The sequence below is a fragment of the Candidatus Methylacidiphilales bacterium genome (assembly GCA_025056655.1).
Lineage (GTDB): Bacteria > Verrucomicrobiota > Verrucomicrobiia > Methylacidiphilales > JANWVL01 > JANWVL01.
In genome coordinates this window covers 1-18104 of record JANWVL010000082.1, presented here as the reverse complement: position 1 = coordinate 18104, position 18104 = coordinate 1, and the positions used below count along the sequence as shown (strand labels likewise).

12 protein-coding genes are annotated in these 18104 nt (G+C 47.9%); 5 read left to right on the top strand and 7 right to left on the bottom strand.

What is annotated here, in order from left to right; translation table 11 throughout:
* Nucleotides 1-10: 10 nt before the first annotated feature.
* Both proB and NZM04_05010 read left to right on the top strand, forming a co-directional pair.
* The gene (gene proB, locus NZM04_05015) at nucleotides 11-826 is read left to right on the top strand and encodes a glutamate 5-kinase (protein ID MCS7063395.1); all 816 of its coding nucleotides are present in this window, start codon (nucleotides 11-13) and stop codon (nucleotides 824-826) included.
* Nucleotides 823-2127, top strand: a complete 1305-nt coding sequence (locus NZM04_05010; protein ID MCS7063394.1) for a glutamate-5-semialdehyde dehydrogenase — start codon at nucleotides 823-825, stop codon at nucleotides 2125-2127. The genes proB and NZM04_05010 overlap by 4 nt, the downstream gene beginning before the upstream one ends.
* Here the strand turns inward: NZM04_05010 and ileS are convergent.
* The 5 genes from ileS to mfd are packed head-to-tail and all read right to left on the bottom strand — an operon-like array spanning nucleotide 2124 to nucleotide 11256.
* Nucleotides 2124-4826, bottom strand: coding sequence for an isoleucine--tRNA ligase (ileS, locus tag NZM04_05005; protein MCS7063393.1), 2703 nt, complete (start codon nucleotides 4824-4826; stop codon nucleotides 2124-2126). The genes NZM04_05010 and ileS overlap by 4 nt on opposite strands.
* A 24-nt stretch (nucleotides 4827-4850) precedes the next feature.
* Nucleotides 4851-6134: an amino-acid N-acetyltransferase gene (gene argA, locus NZM04_05000; protein MCS7063392.1), complete on the bottom strand. Its 1284-nt coding sequence runs from the start codon at nucleotides 6132-6134 to the stop codon at nucleotides 4851-4853.
* A gap of 9 nt (nucleotides 6135-6143) precedes the next feature.
* A complete protein-coding gene (gene pdxA / locus NZM04_04995; GenBank protein MCS7063391.1) occupies nucleotides 6144-7034 on the bottom strand; it encodes a 4-hydroxythreonine-4-phosphate dehydrogenase PdxA in 891 nt (296 codons plus the stop codon).
* A gap of 32 nt (nucleotides 7035-7066) precedes the next feature.
* On the bottom strand, nucleotides 7067-8098 hold the full coding sequence (locus tag NZM04_04990; GenBank protein MCS7063390.1) for a peptidylprolyl isomerase: 1032 nt from the start codon (nucleotides 8096-8098) through the stop codon (nucleotides 7067-7069).
* On the bottom strand, nucleotides 8044-11256 hold the full coding sequence (mfd, locus tag NZM04_04985; protein MCS7063389.1) for a transcription-repair coupling factor: 3213 nt from the start codon (nucleotides 11254-11256) through the stop codon (nucleotides 8044-8046). Before mfd ends, NZM04_04990 begins: the two co-directional genes overlap by 55 nt.
* Nucleotides 11257-11334: 78 nt before the next feature.
* Between mfd and NZM04_04980 the strand changes: the two genes are divergently transcribed.
* Nucleotides 11335-11799: an SRPBCC family protein gene (locus NZM04_04980; GenBank protein ID MCS7063388.1), complete on the top strand. Its 465-nt coding sequence runs from the start codon at nucleotides 11335-11337 to the stop codon at nucleotides 11797-11799.
* Here NZM04_04980 and NZM04_04975 read toward each other — a convergent pair.
* Nucleotides 11753-12457 carry a DUF502 domain-containing protein gene (locus NZM04_04975; protein MCS7063387.1) on the bottom strand — a complete coding sequence of 235 codons (705 nt, stop codon included), beginning with the start codon at nucleotides 12455-12457 and terminating at the stop codon, nucleotides 11753-11755. The genes NZM04_04980 and NZM04_04975 overlap by 47 nt on opposite strands.
* 272 nt (nucleotides 12458-12729) lie before the next feature.
* Nucleotides 12730-12873 carry a hypothetical protein gene (locus NZM04_04970; protein ID MCS7063386.1) on the bottom strand — a complete coding sequence of 48 codons (144 nt, stop codon included), beginning with the start codon at nucleotides 12871-12873 and terminating at the stop codon, nucleotides 12730-12732.
* A gap of 708 nt (nucleotides 12874-13581) precedes the next feature.
* Between NZM04_04970 and NZM04_04965 the strand changes: the two genes are divergently transcribed.
* Both NZM04_04965 and NZM04_04960 read left to right on the top strand, forming a co-directional pair.
* On the top strand, nucleotides 13582-14538 hold the full coding sequence (locus NZM04_04965) for a hypothetical protein (protein ID MCS7063385.1): 957 nt from the start codon (nucleotides 13582-13584) through the stop codon (nucleotides 14536-14538).
* 81 nt (nucleotides 14539-14619) lie between these two features.
* Nucleotides 14620-18104 (top strand): hypothetical protein (locus NZM04_04960; GenBank protein ID MCS7063384.1); only part of this gene is annotated, 3485 nt, incomplete at its 3' end.

The following is an 18104-nucleotide window of genomic DNA, read 5'->3' as shown; positions in this document are numbered from 1 at the left end:
CTTTTCACGGATGTCACGCACAACACGTCTCCCCAAGACTTGGGTTATCAAGCTCGGCACCGGCATACTTTCCCTTCCAAACGGCCAGCTCGACCTCGATCAGATCCACACCCTGAGCCGTCAAATCGCCATTCTTAAACGCTCCATGCGCATCCATCCAATCTTGGTTACATCAGGAGCCATCGGTGCAGGAATGACGACGCTCAATCTCAAAAAACGCCCCACAATCATTGAGCAACTCCAATCTTGCGCGGCTATCGGTCAACCCCTCCTCATGCATCACTACGAGACAGCTTTCCGAACCCACAACCTCCACATTGCACAAATTCTCCTCACCTATCTCGATCTCGATAGCCGACAGCTTTATACCAATACTCGCAAGACGCTCCTTTACCTTCTCTCGCTGCCTAACATCATCCCCATCATCAACGAAAACGATGTTGTCTCCTACGAAGAAATCAAATTCGGCGATAACGACCGCCTCTCTGCCCATGTCGCCGCCATGATTCCGGCAGACTTACTAGTTCTGCTTACCACGGTAGACGGTCTTTATTCTAAACCTAATGGAACTGGGCAACTCATCCGTCGGCTAACTCAGATCACGCCCAAAGTAGAAGCGATGGCTGGCAACACCCCTCACACTCGCTCTGTCGGAGGAATGACAACCAAGCTCCTCGCCGCTCGGATTGCGCAGGAAGCCGGCATCCCTACACGGATCGCCAACGGTCGCACGCCAGACGTCTTGATCCAGCTTGCTCGAGGCCGATCCATCGGCACATTGATCCAATCCACCACTAAAACCTCCAGCAACAAATCATCCCCATGAAATCCCTAGCAAACCTCATCGCTGAAAAAGCCCATAACGCCCGTCACGCAGCGCGCACCCTAGCTGCTCAATACGCAGCCGATCCCGACCTTTACAACCGCCTTCTACATGCCATCGCTCAAGCAATTGAAGAACGTCGAGAGCAGATTCACCAGGCCAATCAAAAAGACCTTGCCCATGCAGAAGCAGCAGGATTAGCGCCAGCCATGCTGGATCGCCTACGGTTGAAGGAAAACATTTTTCAAGAGATGGTTCAAGGCGTTCGACAAGTCGCACAGCTTCCTAATCCGCTGGGGGAAATTTTAAGTGAATGGACCCTTCCCAACGGCCTCCACATCCAGAAGAAACGTGTCCCAATCGGTAATATCGGCATCATTTATGAGTCGCGCCCGAATGTCACCGTAGATGCTTCGATCCTTTGTCTCAAGACGGGCAACGCCGTCATACTCCGAGGCGGATCAGAGGCATTTCATTCTAATCAGGCTCTGGTCGAAGCTATGCGCGACGGCCTAGCACGAGCACATTCATCTACGGCAGCGGAGATTGTGCAATTTATCCCCACAACTGACCGCGCGGCAATCATAGCCATGGCGCAGGCTGAAGGTTCACTCGATCTTCTGATTCCACGAGGAGGAAAAGGCCTAATCCGCACAGTCATGGAGAACGCCCGCGTGCCTGTAATTAAGCACTACGAGGGGATTTGCATCCTATACGTGCATGCTGCTGCTGATCTCGAAATGGCTAAGCAAATTATTTTGAACGCCAAGACGCAAAAACCTGCTGTCTGTAATGCTGTCGAGACAGTCTTGATAGATGAAGCCATCGCAGGGCAAGCCATTCCCCTGCTTTTTCAAGCATTAGCTGAGCGCAACGTTAAAATCGTGACAACGCCAGAAGTCGAAAAAATGTGGCACGAATCGCCTCATGCAAAATCGTGCTCGATACAGTTTGAATCTGCGATGGAAGAGACTTGGCGAACGGAATTTCTCTCCCTCACCCTTGCGGTGCGAGTAGTTTCCGGCTTGCAAGCGGCTATTGAGCACATTGAAACCTACGGCTCGCATCACTCCGACGGGATTATCACAGAGGATACTCAGGTAGCTGAGCAATTCTTAAACGAAGTAGACTCCGCCACTGTCTATTGGAATGCCTCGACGCGTTTCACTGATGGCGGCCAATTCGGCTTCGGCGCTGAGATCGGTATCAGCACCGATAAAATCCACGCGCGCGGGCCTATGGCGCTCCCCGAGCTCACCTCTTATAAATACCTCATCCGCGGTAAAGGCCAAATTCGGACCTAGGCACTTCGGAGGGCGCGGACGACTGTCGCACATCGGGTGCACAGTGTCGGATAATCTGTGTGTGTGCCGACACTTTCATCATACTTCCAGCAACGCTCACATTTAGTGCCTCGAGCAGGGTGGACGGAGATGGTTTCCTCCGAGCCCGAGTGCAAATCCACTTGCGATACGATACAAATTTCGGCTAACAATTCCGCATCCGCATCTGAAAAATCATTCGTCACGATTTCTAGACGCGTTTCTAAACTTTTACCAATTTGTTTAGCCTGTCGGGCCGCTTCGAGCGCGACAAGAGCGCGGTCTCTCAACGCGAGAAGTTTCTCCCATCGTCGCCTGATAGTCGTTGACTCTGGGATCTGCTCCACTGCGGGGAAAAGTGAAATGTGGATTGAATCAGGGTGCCCTAGGTGCGACCAAGCCTCTTCCGTGGTAAAAGGAATAATCGGAGCCAAAAGCTTCAATAAAGCGTCTAGACAACGATACATCAATGTCTGTGCAGCACGACGAGCGCGATTGGTTTCACCGTCGCAATACATGCGGTCCTTTCGGACGTCGATGTAGAGACTGGAGAGACGCGTGACGCAAAATTGATTCAGCGTGTGATAGACGCGATGAAAAGCGAACGTCTCATAAGCCTCGCGACAAGTCTGGATGACGGTCTGCAGCTCCATGAAAAGATAACGCTCGAGCTCAGGCCATTCGTTGTAGGGCACGCTGTGCGCCTCTGGATTGAAGCCGTTTAAGTTGGCCAGAAGAATCCGTATTGTGTTGCGAAAGGTGCGGTAGGTATCCGAGACGTGTTTGAAAATTTCCTCTGAATAAGGAACGTTCTCGCGGTATTCCTCACTGGCGACCCACAGGCGGAGGATGTCCGCGCCGTATTGGTTGACGAGACTTAGGAGGTCAACGGGTTTCTGATAGGTCGAGGATTTTGAAAGTTTCTTTCCGTCGAGGTCTACGACGAATCCACTGGTGAGCACCTTGCGAAACGGCGCTTGACCTGTTATCGCCACGGAAAGCAGTAGAGAGGATTGAAACCAACCGCGATGTTGATCGCTGCCTTCAAGGTAAAGATCAGCAGGAAAAAGCTGCGGGTGAAGAACGGCGCGCCAACTGCAGCCAGAGTCGATCCAGACGTCGATGGTATCGAGGGATTTTTTCAGACCTTGAGGAAGGCCTAGAGCGTCAGATAGCTGGTCGGAAGACCATTCAAACCAAATATTTGTCCCATGTTTTTCCACGAGATCAGCCAGCCTTCTAACGCTTTCGGGAGACCACACGGGCTGGTCTTGAGCATCATAAAAAACAGGGAGCGGAACACCCCACGTGCGTTGACGCGAGATACACCAATCAGCTCGAGATTCTACAGCGGCACGGATGCGATTGCGTCCCCAACTCGGAATCCATTGGACGCGCTCAATGGAATCTAAAGCTTTAGGTTTGATTGCCTCAACGCGGATAAACCACTGCTTGACAGCGCGGAAGATCACAGGTGTCTTCGATCGCCAACAGTGTGGATAATCGTGGAGATAAGTTTCCTCAGCCCAGAGTAAACCGCGCTGGCTGAGGAGATCACGGATGGTGGGGTTGGCATCGAAAACGTATCGGCCGATAACTTCTGGAATCTGTGCTTCTGCGGTGAGGCGGCCGTTTTCATCCACAGGGGAAAGGAGAGGCAGGCCGTGTTGTTGGCCAAGGTGATAGTCGTCCATGCCATGTCCCGGTGCAATATGAACAAGACCTGTGCCCGTGTCGTCGGTAACAAATGCGGCGGTATAAATTTTACCTGCGCGAGGAAGGAGGGGGTGATGATAAGTGAGGCCTTCGAGATCTTGACCTAAGATTGGGGCACTGATTGGTCGAGCCGTGCTGAGGTGGGGGATTCGAGGAGCAAGAGTCGCGAGGGCAATGATAGCCCCTTGGCCAGTTGAAAACGCTTGGTAAGCAAGGTGTGGAGCTACGGCTACGGCGAGGTTGGCTGGCAAAGTCCAAGGTGTCGTGGTCCAGATGAGCAGGGATGTGTCTTCTGGGAGTTGAAGTTTTTTAGCTGAGTCGGATGTGAGAGGGAAGCGGACGTAGATAGAGAGATCTTCTTTCGGGGTATATTCGATTTCAGCTTCAGCTAGTGCAGTCTGACAGCCGGTGCTCCAGTGGACGGGGCGGTATCCTTGATAGATGAGGTTTTTTTCTAAAAGATCAGCGAGGGTGCGTAGAATTTGAGCTTCGTAGCGAGGGTCAATAGTGAGGTAGGGATTTTGCCAGTCTGCAAATGCGCCGAGGCGTTCAAACTGACTGCGTTGAATGGAGATATACCGCCGAGCGTAAGCTTCGCTTTTTTGGCGGATGATCAGAGGATCGCTAGATTGCTCGCCGGCTTCTTTGATCATTTTGTGTTCAATGGGAAGACCGTGGCAGTCCCAACCTGGGATGAAGGGTGTAGAGAAGCCGGCCATCGTTTTGGATTTGAGGACGATGTCTTTGAGGGTGCGATTAAGGGCATGGCCGAGATGGGCATCGCCGTTAGCAAAAGGCGGGCCATCGTGAAGAATGAAGAGGGGAGCGCCGCGGCGCGCTTCTTGGATTCGGGAATAGATGTTTTCTTTCTGCCACCGAGCGAGAATTTGGGGTTCGCGCTTAGGTAGATCGGCTTTCATCGGGAAAGCCGTGGTGGGAAGGAGAAGGGTATCTTTTATGGCCATGAATAGTTGATAGATAAGAAAAGTTTATGAGGTCAAATTTTTGACGAGGACTTTGGAATTACGTTTGCTGCTGTCGTATTTTTCGCGTCGTGCTTCAGGGAGGATATCGGGTGTGGCTTCAAGGTAACCGCCTTTTTGTTGGAAGTAATTGAAGGCCTGTGTTGAAAGAGCGAAAATTTGTTTGTAACCGCGCTCTCGGGCGAGGTTTTCGACGAAAAGCATAAGTTTCTTTCCAATGCCTTGATTTTCGTGGGATCGAGAGACGTAGAGGCATGCCATTTCGGCTTTGTTGTCGTTCGGGTAAGGGTGTAGAGCAACGCAACCGACGATGTTACGGTCGATTTCATAGACGTAGTAGTCTGAGATTTTTTGGAGGATGTCTTGTTTGGAACGTTTAATAAGTTCTTCGGCTTGGACGGATTCGCGGACCAGACTGAGTATGCTGCGGATATCCTTTTTAAGGGCGCGCCGGATGGCGGCATATTCGTTGGCATAAATCATGGTGCCGACTCCTTCAGCGGAGAAAATTTCACTGAGGAGGGCTTCATCTACGCGGCCATTGATGATGTGGGAGCGGCTGACGCCGTTGCGGCAGGCGCGTATTGAGTGATCGAGTTTAGAGACGAGCGCCTGTGGAATTTCGTTTTTATATTTTTTGGCGTATTCTTCCGCTTCGGCAATGGACATCTGGGTGATGAGTTTATCTTGTTTGTAGAGGCCGTTGTGCTCTGTGAGGAATATGATTTTGGTCGCTTTGAGCGATTCAGCCACACTGAGGGCGACGCTGTCGGAGTTGACGCGGAAGGTGCGTCCATCGCCATCGAATCCTAGTGGAGGTAGGACGGGAATGATGCCTTTGTCGAGGAGCGTCGTGATGTATTCAAGGTCTATGCGTTCGACTTTGCCTGTGTATTGGTGATCGACTCCGCTGATGATGCCAAGGGGGTGGGCGATCACGGCGTTGGTGTTAGCGGCGCGGAGGTCGGAGGAGGCGAGGCCTTCGAGGATTTCGTGGGTGAGGCGATTGGCAGCGGTGATCGCTAGATCGAGTGTTGTAGCATCGGTAATGCCGGTGCCGTCTGCATTGGAGATGGTTGTGCCTGTGGCTTGTGCGATTTGTTTCAATTGGTGCGAGATGCCGTGGACGAGGATGAGTTTAATGTTCAAGCTGCGGAGGACAGCTAAATCGAGGACGATGTTGGTGAAGTTTTCATGTGCCGCGATGATACCGTCCATTGCGATGACGAAGGTTTTTTCACGGAACTGCGGGATATATGTGAGAATGCCGCGAAGATCAGTGACGTTCATGATGTAAGATTAGGAGCGATTTACGGGGGTATTGTTTAATGATGTGCGCACCAGGTGGCAAGCAAGTTGAATAGCGGCGATCATGCTTGAGGGGTCGGCGATGTTTTTGCCTGCGATGTCGAGGGCGGTGCCGTGGTCTGGGGAGGTGCGAATGAGTGGAAGTCCGAGAGTGACGTTGACTCCTGTGCTGAAAGCTAGGAGTTTGAAAGGGATGAGCGCTTGATCGTGGTAGGCAGCGATGATGCCTTGAAAATCTCCACGGGCTGCTCGGTAGTAGAGGGTGTCGGGCGAGTATGGGCCAGAAATAGGTATGCCCTCGGCTTGTAGCTCTGAAATAGCACTTTGAGCGATCACTTCCTCGTAGCCTATATAGCCTTCTTCTCCAGCATGAGGATTGAGCCCAGCTAAAGCGATTTGGTAACCATTCGGATAAAAGGAGGCGAGAAATTGGGAGTAAACTTTCGCTACCTGCTGGATTCGTTTTTTGGTGTAAAATCGCGGTGCTTCTGAGAGAGGAATGTGTGCGGAAAGGAGCGCTACACTGAGCTTTGGGTCATGCATGACCATGACGGCAGAGTCCAATGGTAAGCCGCAGGCATGAGAGAAGAATTCGGTGTGGCCTGGAAACGAGAAGCCGATGCGGGACATGTTTTTTTTATGGATAGGAGCTGTGACAATGGCTGAGATTTGGCCTGTCTTCCAGGCTTGTATGGCCTCTTGAAGGGCTTGATAGGCGGCTCGAGCCGAGGCGAGTGTGAGTTCACCAGGCCTATGAGGATGAGTTTCTCCGAAGATTGCGTAGTGGAAATCTTTGGGAATCGAGGAGGAAGATAAGGCTTTATGAACTATCTCTGGGCCAATACCAGCAGGCTCTCCTAGGGTGATGCCGATGGAATTCACGGGTTTCGAAAGGCACCTGATAAGACTAGAGACTAAAACATTTTAATGAATGCCTTGGCTCGAAGGCTATCGACCCATTCCTGCATTCTTTTGGTTTGTTCTTCTTGAAGAAGTTGATTGTGGATTTGCTCACGAACCTTGGAAAGCGGAGTCACCGACTCAGCTTTTAGATCTGTGAGCTTGAGGATGTAGTAGCCTTCGTTGGTTGTGATGACTGGGCTTATCTGACCTTTAGATAGGGTGTTGGCCGCGGCCATGAGCTCAGGGCGTAAGGTGTTTTTAGTAACCCAACCGATATCGCCACCTTGGTCTTTGCTTGAAGCTTCACTGTAAGTGCGGGCGAGCTCTTCAAAACTCGATCCGGTTTCCAATTTGTCGTGAATTTCGTTGGCTAGTGCAAGATTGGGATCGATTTCTTGAGTAGTGCCGTCGGGGAGGTTTTGTTTTTCCGGGAATAGCCCACGACGAATGAAGATGAGACTGATGCGCATTTCGCGGTCTGTCTTAAATTGGTGGATGTTGTTTTTGTAATACTGCTCGATGCGCTTGGGCGAGATGACGGGAGTGCCTCCACCGTAGCGAGCCCGCATTGCTGCGACAATGATTTCATCTCGGAGCTCACGTTTGTAGGCCTCGAGTGTCATGTTGTTGCTTTGTAGCGTTCTTATGAAAGCAGCGCGGTCGCCGCCGAATTTATCGCGGATAATTTGTTGGAGACGGTTTTCGATAAAATTGTCAGGAATTGTTAGGCCGCGTTTGTTGAATTCTTGAATAATGAGTTCTCGGTCGATGAGTGTCTTTAGGGCGCTAAGGCGAAGCTCTTTTATTTTTTTATCGAGATCTGGTCCTTTGTAATTCTCGCGGAGCATCATTTCCGAGGCATCAGCGATTCTTCGCACATCTGTGAAAGTGATCACTCGGTCATTAACAATCGCCGCAATTCCATTGACCATCAATTGGGCAACTGATGGGGAAGCGCTCAGAACCGCAACGATCACGGCCAGCGTAATTAGTGGCTTGAAGAGGGGTGTAGTTTTTCGTTTTGTATAAAACTGCGAATCCATTTTTTGAGTTCTTGTAACTTAAGAAGGGGGTCTTGGGCGGTCAAGCGTGGAAACTTTCCGCCTATCATGATGAAATCGTTATTTCGCTTGAGAATGATTTTGTTGTTTTGCGTTTCGACGTGGGAGATTTGAGCTTGCGCAGCGAGTATGCGGATATGGTGTATCTCAAGGAGTAGGGTGACGGGGAGAGGCCAAGGGCCGTAGCAATCACGCCACTCCTCGCAGAGTTGATCCAGTTCACTAGGAGTGAGGGCTTCGTTAAGTCGTTTATAATTTTCAATGATTCCCTCTTGGTCTTGGAAGTAAGTTTTGGGGAGATAGGCATGATGAACGCCATCTGTGGAAGGATGACTCGGCTCTGAGAGGCTTATAAAATCGATCCGTAAGCGTGTTTCGTTTTGCCAGGCGGGACGTTCACCTTTTAGGCTGCTGACAGCGGCTTTTAGTAGGCGGCAGTAAAGGTCAAAGCCGATAGTAGAAATGTGGCCGCTTTGTTCAACACCAAGTAAATTTCCTGCTCCACGGAGCTCAAGGTCGCGCATTGAAATTTTAAAGCCGTCTCCGAGCTTGGAGTATTGTTGGAGGGCGTTGACTCTTTTTCTTGCGTTGGTGACGCTCATCAAATGGCGAGGAAGGAGGAGGTAAGCATAGCCTTTATGATGAGCACGGCCGACCCGTCCCCGGAGTTGATACAGGTCTGAAAGACCGAAACGATCAGCGCGATCGATGATGATCGTGTTGGCGTTCGGAATATCGAGGCCATTCTCAATGATGGAGGTTGCGAGTAGTAGATCCGTTTTCCCATCCACAAAGCGCTGCATGACCTCTTCGAGTTGGTGTTTAGGCATCCTTCCGTGACCGACATCAATTTTACATTCAGGGAGGAGGGATCGGATACGGTCTGCAAGGGTATAGATCGAGCCAATGCGGTTATGGAGGAAGTAAATTTGGCCGTTTCTGGAGAGTTCGCGCTCGATGGCAGCCTTGATGATGCGCTCGTCATAGGGGCAGATGATAGTTTCCACGGGGAGACGGTTAGCCGGTGGTGTCTCAATCACGCTCATATCTTTGACCCCGGCCAGCGAGAGATAAAGCGTGCGGGGAATAGGGGTGGCAGAAAGACTTAAAATATGAACGAGCCGATGTCGTTCTTTGAATTTTTCTTTTTGTATGACACCGAATCGTTGCTCTTCATCAATCACGACTAGGCCGAGGTCTTTGAAGTGGACATCAGGGGAGAGCAGACGATGTGTGCCGACAACAATGTCCACTTTGCCGTCTGCAATTGCTTCAATGATGATCTTTTGTTCCTTTTGAGTTTTGAAGCGATTTAGCAGCTCGATTTTGATGGGATAGTCGGCCATGCGTTCGCATAGGTTGCGATAATGTTGTTGGGCAAGCACTGTTGTAGGAGCGAGGAATGCGGCTTGTTTGCCTGAAATGGCGCATTTGAAAAGCGCGCGAATGGCGACTTCGGTTTTTCCGAAACCTACATCTCCACAGATCAAGCGATCCATGGGACGAGTGGACTGCATGTCAGCTTTGGTTGCAGCAATAGCCTTGGATTGATCAGGGGTCGGTTCATAGATAAAACTCATTTCAAATTCCCTTTGCCAATCATCGTCCTCTGGGAAGGCATACCCCTGCAAGGTCTCTCGCTCTGCTTGAATTTTCAATAATTTGGCCGCATAATCCCATATAGCTTTTTCGGCATTCTTTTTAGCGCGTTCCCATCGGTTTCCGCCGAGGGTGTCAAGTTGGGGAGCTTTTTTATTGACTCCTACATATCTCGAAATGAGGTAGGATTGACTTAAGGGAACGTATAGCTTCGCTCCCTCAGCATACTCTAGGACGATGGCTTCTTCTCCAGAATTTGAATCTTCTGAGGGGATAGTTTGCAATCCACGATAACGTCCGATTCCATGGTGGAGATGCACCACGTAGTCACCCTGTGCCAGCTCGCTCAGAGAAAAACTTAACGATTGCCCGCGCACTCGTGCTAGACGTTCCTTTTTTCTTAAGACACGCAACGTCTGGTATCGCCCGAAAATTTCTGCGTCGGTAATTAAGACCCATCTTCCCTCTGGATAGGTAAATCCATGTAGGAGAGGGATCTGATGGAAACGCAGTTTTTTCAGTGTTTCGGCGGTCAACTCTTCCTCGATGATTTGGCGCAAGCGTTGTTCTTCCCCTTCATTGTTACAACAGACGTCTATCTGCCAATGCGTTTCAATCCAGTGTTTTAAATGTGTAAAAAAGAGTCGGCGACGGTTTACTTGCAAGACCTGGTCATGCTCGAATGGGCGTGTTGCAAGAAGGAAACTGTGCTCAAAGCACTCGATACCACACGTATAGGTTGTGCTCTCGACGTCGTAGCGATTGCACCAGATAGCTTTTTTTTCTTTTACGAGTGAGTGGAGTAAGGTTTCTATAGGGGTTAAAGAGGGGGCAATTCCTTGCTCTTGGGAAGGATGGTGGATCAACATCTCGACTCGATCGATAGGATTGAGCGAGCGTTGTAGATCAGGATCAAAATAACGAATCGAGCTTATCGTATCATCTTCCCATTCTATCCGAATAGGGTGTAGTGAGTCCCATGGCCAGACGTCTAGGATTGCACCTCTCTGAGTCCAATGCCCGACTTGATAAACTTTGCGCTCTCGCAAAAGGTTGGCATCGATTAGTTGTTGAATAAAACTTTCAATCGAAATGCGATCTCCTCGTGTAAGGCAAATCACCAGGCGCTGTAGAGTTTCCAAATCGATCTGTTTTTGGTTCAACGAAGCCTGAGTGATCAGGCCGACGTCTGCATCGAGGCGTATCAATCGCTTCCACGCTGCCCACTGTTCCAGCTCGATCTGTAGGTCGGGCACCCCCATTTCCTCTTTCCAATCGCTCTGCGGATAAAAAACACAGTCTACTCCCCAAGAGATGAGATCGGATGCAAGGGCCTCTTGAGTTTTCACATCTTCGCATATCCAAAAAAGAGGGCGCTGTTTTTTGCCGGCTACGTTTTTTTTCACAAGCTCGCTCATCAGCCAGGCTTGAGCAGCCAGAGGCAACCCCTTGCAATCAATCTGGTCTGCTCGTTCAATCCCTTTGAGTAGGGATTGCCAGGTCTCTTGCGGAATTCGATCTGCAAAACTCAGTGTGTTCATGTATTCAATTTTGAAATTTATGAAAAATGACCTTGATTAGCAAAATGCTGCATCCCAGCCCTTAAAATTCTTGGCCTTATGAAAATCTATGTGCTTAAAGTTTCTCAAGAACTTCCTCTTTCGCTGGGTCGAGCATGGGATTTTATATCCGATCCGCGCAACCTTCCGCAAATCACGCCTCGCGATATGGCTTTCAAAATTACGTCTCAGCCACCACCTAAGATTTATCCAGGACTTATTATTACCTACCGTGTCGCGCCACTCTTTGGAATTCCCTTGACTTGGGTCACGGAGATCACGCACGTGCGAGAGCCAAATTATTTTGTGGATGAACAACGTTTTGGTCCTTACCGATTGTGGCACCATGAGCATCACTTGACGCCGATCACCCCAGACAAAACGCAGATGGACGATATCGTGCACTATGCTCTTCCGTTTGATCCGTTTTCGCGCATAGTCCATCCGTTACTTGTAAAAAAGAGGCTTGAGGAGATTTTCAACTTTCGGCGTGAGGCACTACGTCGGTTGTTTTCCGAAGGGTAGTCGCCAAACCATACGAAATAATAAACTTCAATCCTTCCTCTACGCTTAACCCATGCTCCCAGATCAGAGCGTCCCTTTTAATAAGCAAAGTAAAGCCCGTGACTGGCGTCGGAGAATTGGGCAAAAAAACAGAACAATATTCATCCTCCTCTGTCAATTTCACGCGGCCGGTAACGAATCCTACTGCACAGATTGCTGTGCCGTGATTTTCCAGGAGCGGCACAAGAACCATTTGGTTAAACTTCATGGCACTCCCCTCCCCGCTCATCTCTTGCACAGCATGCATCGTCTGCTTTAGAGCCTGATAAATGCTCTTCACTAAGGGGATTTTTAAAAATAGCGTATCCACAGCTTTGACGATGGTGCGCCCCAGGAAGTTTCCAACGCCAATCCCCACAAGTAATACGAAAATCAGTGTGACCCAAAACCCACCGCCGGGAATGGTGCCACCGTGATGTTCTCTGAAATAATCAGACCCGGGAAGCCAACTATGACTGATTAGCCAGCGCAACACTTGATCGGAAGGTTCGTTGATGAGTTGATAGACAAATTGAACGATCCATAAGGTTACACCGATCGGAACCACTACGAGAAGTCCACGCAAAAAATTATCACGGAGAGCATGCCAAATATGCTTTGTCAGAGACTGGTTTTTCATAAGGTATGTATGTTACCCAGCAAGTCAAGGGGCTTGAGCGTCTTTGTTTACGTTGGACCGCTCAAGACACTCAAAAAGCCAGTGTAGCAGACTGTTTCAGGTTGCATGTGAAACGGATAATAAGCTCCACGAGTAGAGCCTCAATTTTCTAGCCTTCTTGAGGATGCAAAGTTGTTTTCTCGACGAGGCAGATGTGGACTCTACAAGAGACAAAAACAATGAATTCAATTCAGATCTCCATCAACGGCTTGCTGCGGTCCGTCACTTTCTGATTATCCAAAATTCAAGCCCCACCCATCGTCAGGAGCTACACTGTCAGCACCGCTCATCTCTGCCACTCCCTCGGCATCCTTCTCTGCAGTCTGTTCTTCTTGCACCTCATGTGCAATGAGTCTGAGTTCTTGTCCCCCTTGCATCTTGGGGGCTGCTAGTTGAGTCGCTGTATGTCACGTTATAAATTATGATAGACTATTGCTGAGTTATCCTAGCCAAATTTTAAAAAAATTTTTGTGTAGCAGCATTCTCTGTGCTAATCTCTCCAATCTTGAATCTATAAGCCTCTGCAAAGTTAAAGGATGAGGAGTCTTATAAAATCTATGACTCGCTAGGTGCAATCATTTTCAAGACTTTATTTTTCTGTAAACCATCAAGCCTCCTTATTTCTACACCAGTTTTAAAGCCTAAAGCCGCGATCGTTGGCTTCTCTTTGCTTATCTATACAAGGCGCTTGATTTTTACTAAAAAATAGTAAATACTTGTCATCCAATAGTTTGGTGATTTTTTTTGGTTGACAAAACAAATCGATCATAAAGTATCATCCACGGCATGATTTTCACACTGAGACGTGACTGGTTCTCAGATTTTTCACTGCGAAATCATAATCTTAGCACGTCTCATCGCCACGACATAAAGGTTAAGACTCAAGACTGAAGGTAAAAGCTTCAGCATTGTTGCGCATCATAGAGTCAAGAAAAAACACGTTGCTGCGGCAAGCCATACGCATTATCTGCAAGCAGCGTCTGGAGCAACTCTGTTTTGCTTGAGTTTAGTCCTCTTTACACTTTCCCATCAAAACCTTCAAACCTCAAACAAAAGACTAAAAACTGAACTACAAACCCAAACCTATGAAAAAACAAACAATACACCCAGCTCATAAAAAAGGCCTCATTAATCGATGGATAATGATAGGGATAGCCTTGGGATGTTTATCCCTGATTGTGATTCTGCATTATTATGGAGCGGATAATGAAAACACCTCAGAAGAGCAAATGGTTAAATCTGAATCTATAAAAGAACCCTTTCTTCAAGTTGTCTCAGGACAAATATCGAGTCTAGGTAAAAACTTGGTAAAATCATTATCTAGGTTGGCTAGTAAGCGAGGTGAAGAGGTCTCTTCAGCCCCAACCCTTCCGGATGTATATGAAAAAGCAAAACGGATGGCTGAGAAGATAGCAGGGAAAGATCCCTTTGAGGCGTTTAAGATCTTAGAACAATCTATGCCTGTTCCTGTCATCAAAAATCAAGGGCCTCGATTTGCTAGGATGGTTACTGACGGAAGGACAGCCAACTTTCAATCTATAAATGGTCGTCTACCGAGGTTATTGATTGCAGAGGGGCAGAAAATAGAGGTTTCTATTGATTGGCCTGAACTTCTACCGGCTAGGGGTGGACATGGAGGTGCGTTCGTCGGAGCTATAGATGGAGGCAAAGTTAATGGAAAATTCCATCAACAATGGATCGAGCTAGATCAATCAGGAAAGCTTAGCTTTACATTCGAGTGTGGCTTAACTCCTGGGCTTTATCAGGTGACATTAGCCACTCCTGAAGGTAGACAGGGGTCTATAGAATTTTGGGTTCCATTAGAGGTTGAAGGTCAGAATTCTTACGATGCCGAGTTTAGAGTCAGAAAAGCAAGTTTTATGACAAAGGAAAGCTCGCCCATGCGCAATTTAGTTAAGAAGTCCGCTAAGAACAAAATCATTTCAATATCGAATAGACGTTTTGAGGTTCAACGCAAAACTAAAACGTCAAGGACGTCACAATCACAGGACATTTCCTCACTCGCCTTAAGTAACAAATAAACTAATATAGAAAGGAAATCTAGCTTATGAATATAAACTATAAACAAATTAGAACATATCTTTAAGGCCTCGCTGATCGCTGTGTTTTTAACTGGGATCACGAACAATGCTCACGCGAATAATCCCAATCCATGCGGAAATCCTCCCAAACCAGTCAATAATAACAATGGGCCTTGTGGAGCAGGCACCACGGGGCCGAATCCGATCGAGGTTCGTTCGGGAAATGTGATGCGTACGGTCACAGATATTCGTGTCTGGGGAGTGGTCGGGGATATTCCGTTGGAGTTCAAAAGAACTAGCCATAGCCGTTATCAGAAGCCGCAAGATTATACTTCTGATGAAGGCTACGGAAATGATTTGTTTACTCAGAGTGAATTGAATGATCCGACGGATGCTGCCTATCACGCTTTTAATTTGGCTAATTATCCTCTCGGCATATCAGGGAGTTGGCAACATAACTTTCACATGCCGATATTTTATGCTTTCAGCAAGAACGGACAGCCGCGGCTTAGGGTATTTGATTCAGCAGGAATGAGTCAAATATTCGAGCGAAAGTCTCCGACGGACATCTTTCTCACTTCGATTAGTGACATGCCCGATCGGATTCAATTCAACTACAAGGGGGATCCTACCTTATATATGCTCTATAAAGCTAATGGCGAGCGGTATTTAATCAAGTTTTTGGGGAACGATACATATCGAGTAATGGCTCATATGGATAAGGCAGGTAATGGGCTTAACTATATTTATGAAACGTCACCTCCATATCGGTTAACACAAGTTATCAATGCTCAGACAGGGCGTTTCCTCTCATTTCAATATGGAGGGGTGGATTTAGAGTCAGGAAAAATTCCAATACGATTTGTGCTTACTCAGAATTCCGTGAATTCCGTGGGTAGCGCTGTGAATTTATCTACGGCTAAATCAGTAAATTTGCTCGGCACTTTTAACAATTGGACAAATAATGTTATGGAGCTTGAGAAGGTAGCCCCTGACCGTTGGGAAGGCACGTTTTTGATACCGCCCGGCGATCACCAATATAAATTTTTTATTAATGGTCATCTTTGGCTTGCTGACCCCTTCTCAAATACGAGTAATAACAGTAATGATAACCCTTCTGGCAATACAAAGATCACTGTCGCTCCAGGAAATGGCCTTATCAAAAGTGTGATCACCAGTGACGGTCGTCAGGTGAAATATAGATACAATTATATATGTGCTCAAGGGAAGCTATATCCCACGTTGATAGAGGTAGATTACGGCTATGAATTTGTGGACGATGGCAATGGGCCTGTGATGAAAACGATAAAAGCACACTATTCCTACGTTTCTGAGGTAGGGCATCGCCCGTTATTAGTTGCTGCAGACGATCCACGCTATGAGGGAAAGATGAAGCGAGTGCGTTATGAATACCATCGAAAAGGGGTGGAAGGCTTTGCTAAATATGAAAAAACTTGGGACGAGAAGATAGTCGCAGAAATTATGTTACCCACAAACCCCACGACTGTAAATCAAGCAGAAGGCTGGCGTGGCACACAAAGTCCTTGGGGACAAGGCATATACACTTACTATGTGGGTTCTGCACAGATTGCTTCCGTCACAGATGTCTATGGCATGACGACGAGTTACACCTACGAGCCTGGAGGCGGTTGGTTGAAGACAGTGACGACCCCTGCTGGCACCACGATCTACGAGCGCACACCTCATTTTGGGGCAATCAAGAAAACGACCTTTACAGGCACACTCAACGGTGTGACATACACTCGAGAGACGCAGACCGTCTATACCGACGATAATTTTCCGTTCTATCCCCAAAAGGAGATAGACCCGATGGGCTTCCAAAAGCAATATTTTTACGAAGACACCTCAGACGGGAGAAGGCTAAAGAAGGTAATTTATCCTGACGGCACTTACGAGGAATATACCTATCATTCGTCTGGTCAAGTAGCGACTCGACGGGATCGCGCCGGTCAAATTTGGACAAGTGAGTATCATCCAACTACTAAGTTAAAGATAAAAGATATCGATCCTCTTGGACATGTGACGACCTATACTTATCATCCTTCTGGGCTTCTTGAAAGCGTAACAGACCCGAAGGGTTATAAGACGACTTATTCATACAATCCCCGTGGCAAAATTACTTCTATGATTTATCACAATGCTACGCGGCGACAATTTTTCTATAGCTCGATGGGTTATATGACTGCAGAAAGGAATGAGCTTAATAAAGAATGGCGCTATACCTATGATGAGTTTGGTCGCTTGAAATCGAAGACTGACCCGCTCGGACGCACTACATCCTACTCCTACGATTATGATGCAGTCCCCGGAAGTGGTGGCTCTACTGGATGTAATTGTGCTAATTATGGAGACATCCCACGATTGGTTACCTACCCGAACGGCTTAAAGGTCTATAGTATAATCGAAGGTGAAGGACGAATCAAGGAACGCATCGTGGGACATGAATCAGCTCAACCAGCTACTACAAAGTTTTTCTATAATCCTCAAGGCTGGGTTGCTAAAGTGATTGATCCCAATGGAAATCAAACTCAGTATCTATACAACGCGGCCGGCCTTAAAATTCGAGAGATTGACCCTCTGGGAAGACAAACGCAATTCGAATACAACGCACGTGGAGATCTGGTCAAAATCACACGCCCTGATGGTAAAGTCAAGACTTTCGATTACGATTCTTTAGGTCGAAAAGTTAAAGAAATTAATGAAAACAACGAAGCGACTACATATACTTACACACCCCTTGATGCGATTCACACCATCACTGATGCAAAGGGACAAGTTCATACCTACAGCTACAACAATGCAGGTAGAAAGTCTCAACTTACTTTTCCTGACGGCACATTTGAAAAATGGGATTATGATGAAGCCGGGAACGTAATAAAGTTTACTCGACGCGACGGCACCCAGATCACCTACACCTACGACAACCGCCACCGTCTAGTCCTCTCTGATTTTAGCGATACAACGCCGGATGAGACGCGGACTTATGATGCGGCTGGACGGCTGATACGTGTGCAATCCTCCGTCAGCGACGTCCACATGGCCTATAACGATGCTGGAGAAAAGACCTTCGAATCCCAGCAGCCAATAGAAGGCAGTCATCCCGCATATAGACAATTCTGGTATGGCTATACTCCTAATGGACAGGTAGAATGGATGGTGACCCCATCAAGTGGTGTATATGCATACGGTTGGACAATAAAAGGAGAATTGCATTACGTCTACCACGTTCAAGAACAAACATTTTTAGCTATATACGATTATGATGCCGGTGGGCGGAGAGTGAAACGGACGATGTCCAACGGCACATCAACTGAGTATGGATATGACGCAGCGAATCAGGTGACGATTATTAATCACAAGAAAGGGAATGCCTCTGAGTATTGGGAGGAATATGATTATGACGTGCTAGGCCGGCGTATTAATACGGAATACAATGGCACATCTGTCAGGGATCTATATCAATATGATCCGATAGGGCAGATCAAGGAAGTGAAATATAGCACATTAGACAACGCGAATCCGCAGAGGATACAGACGTGGGATTA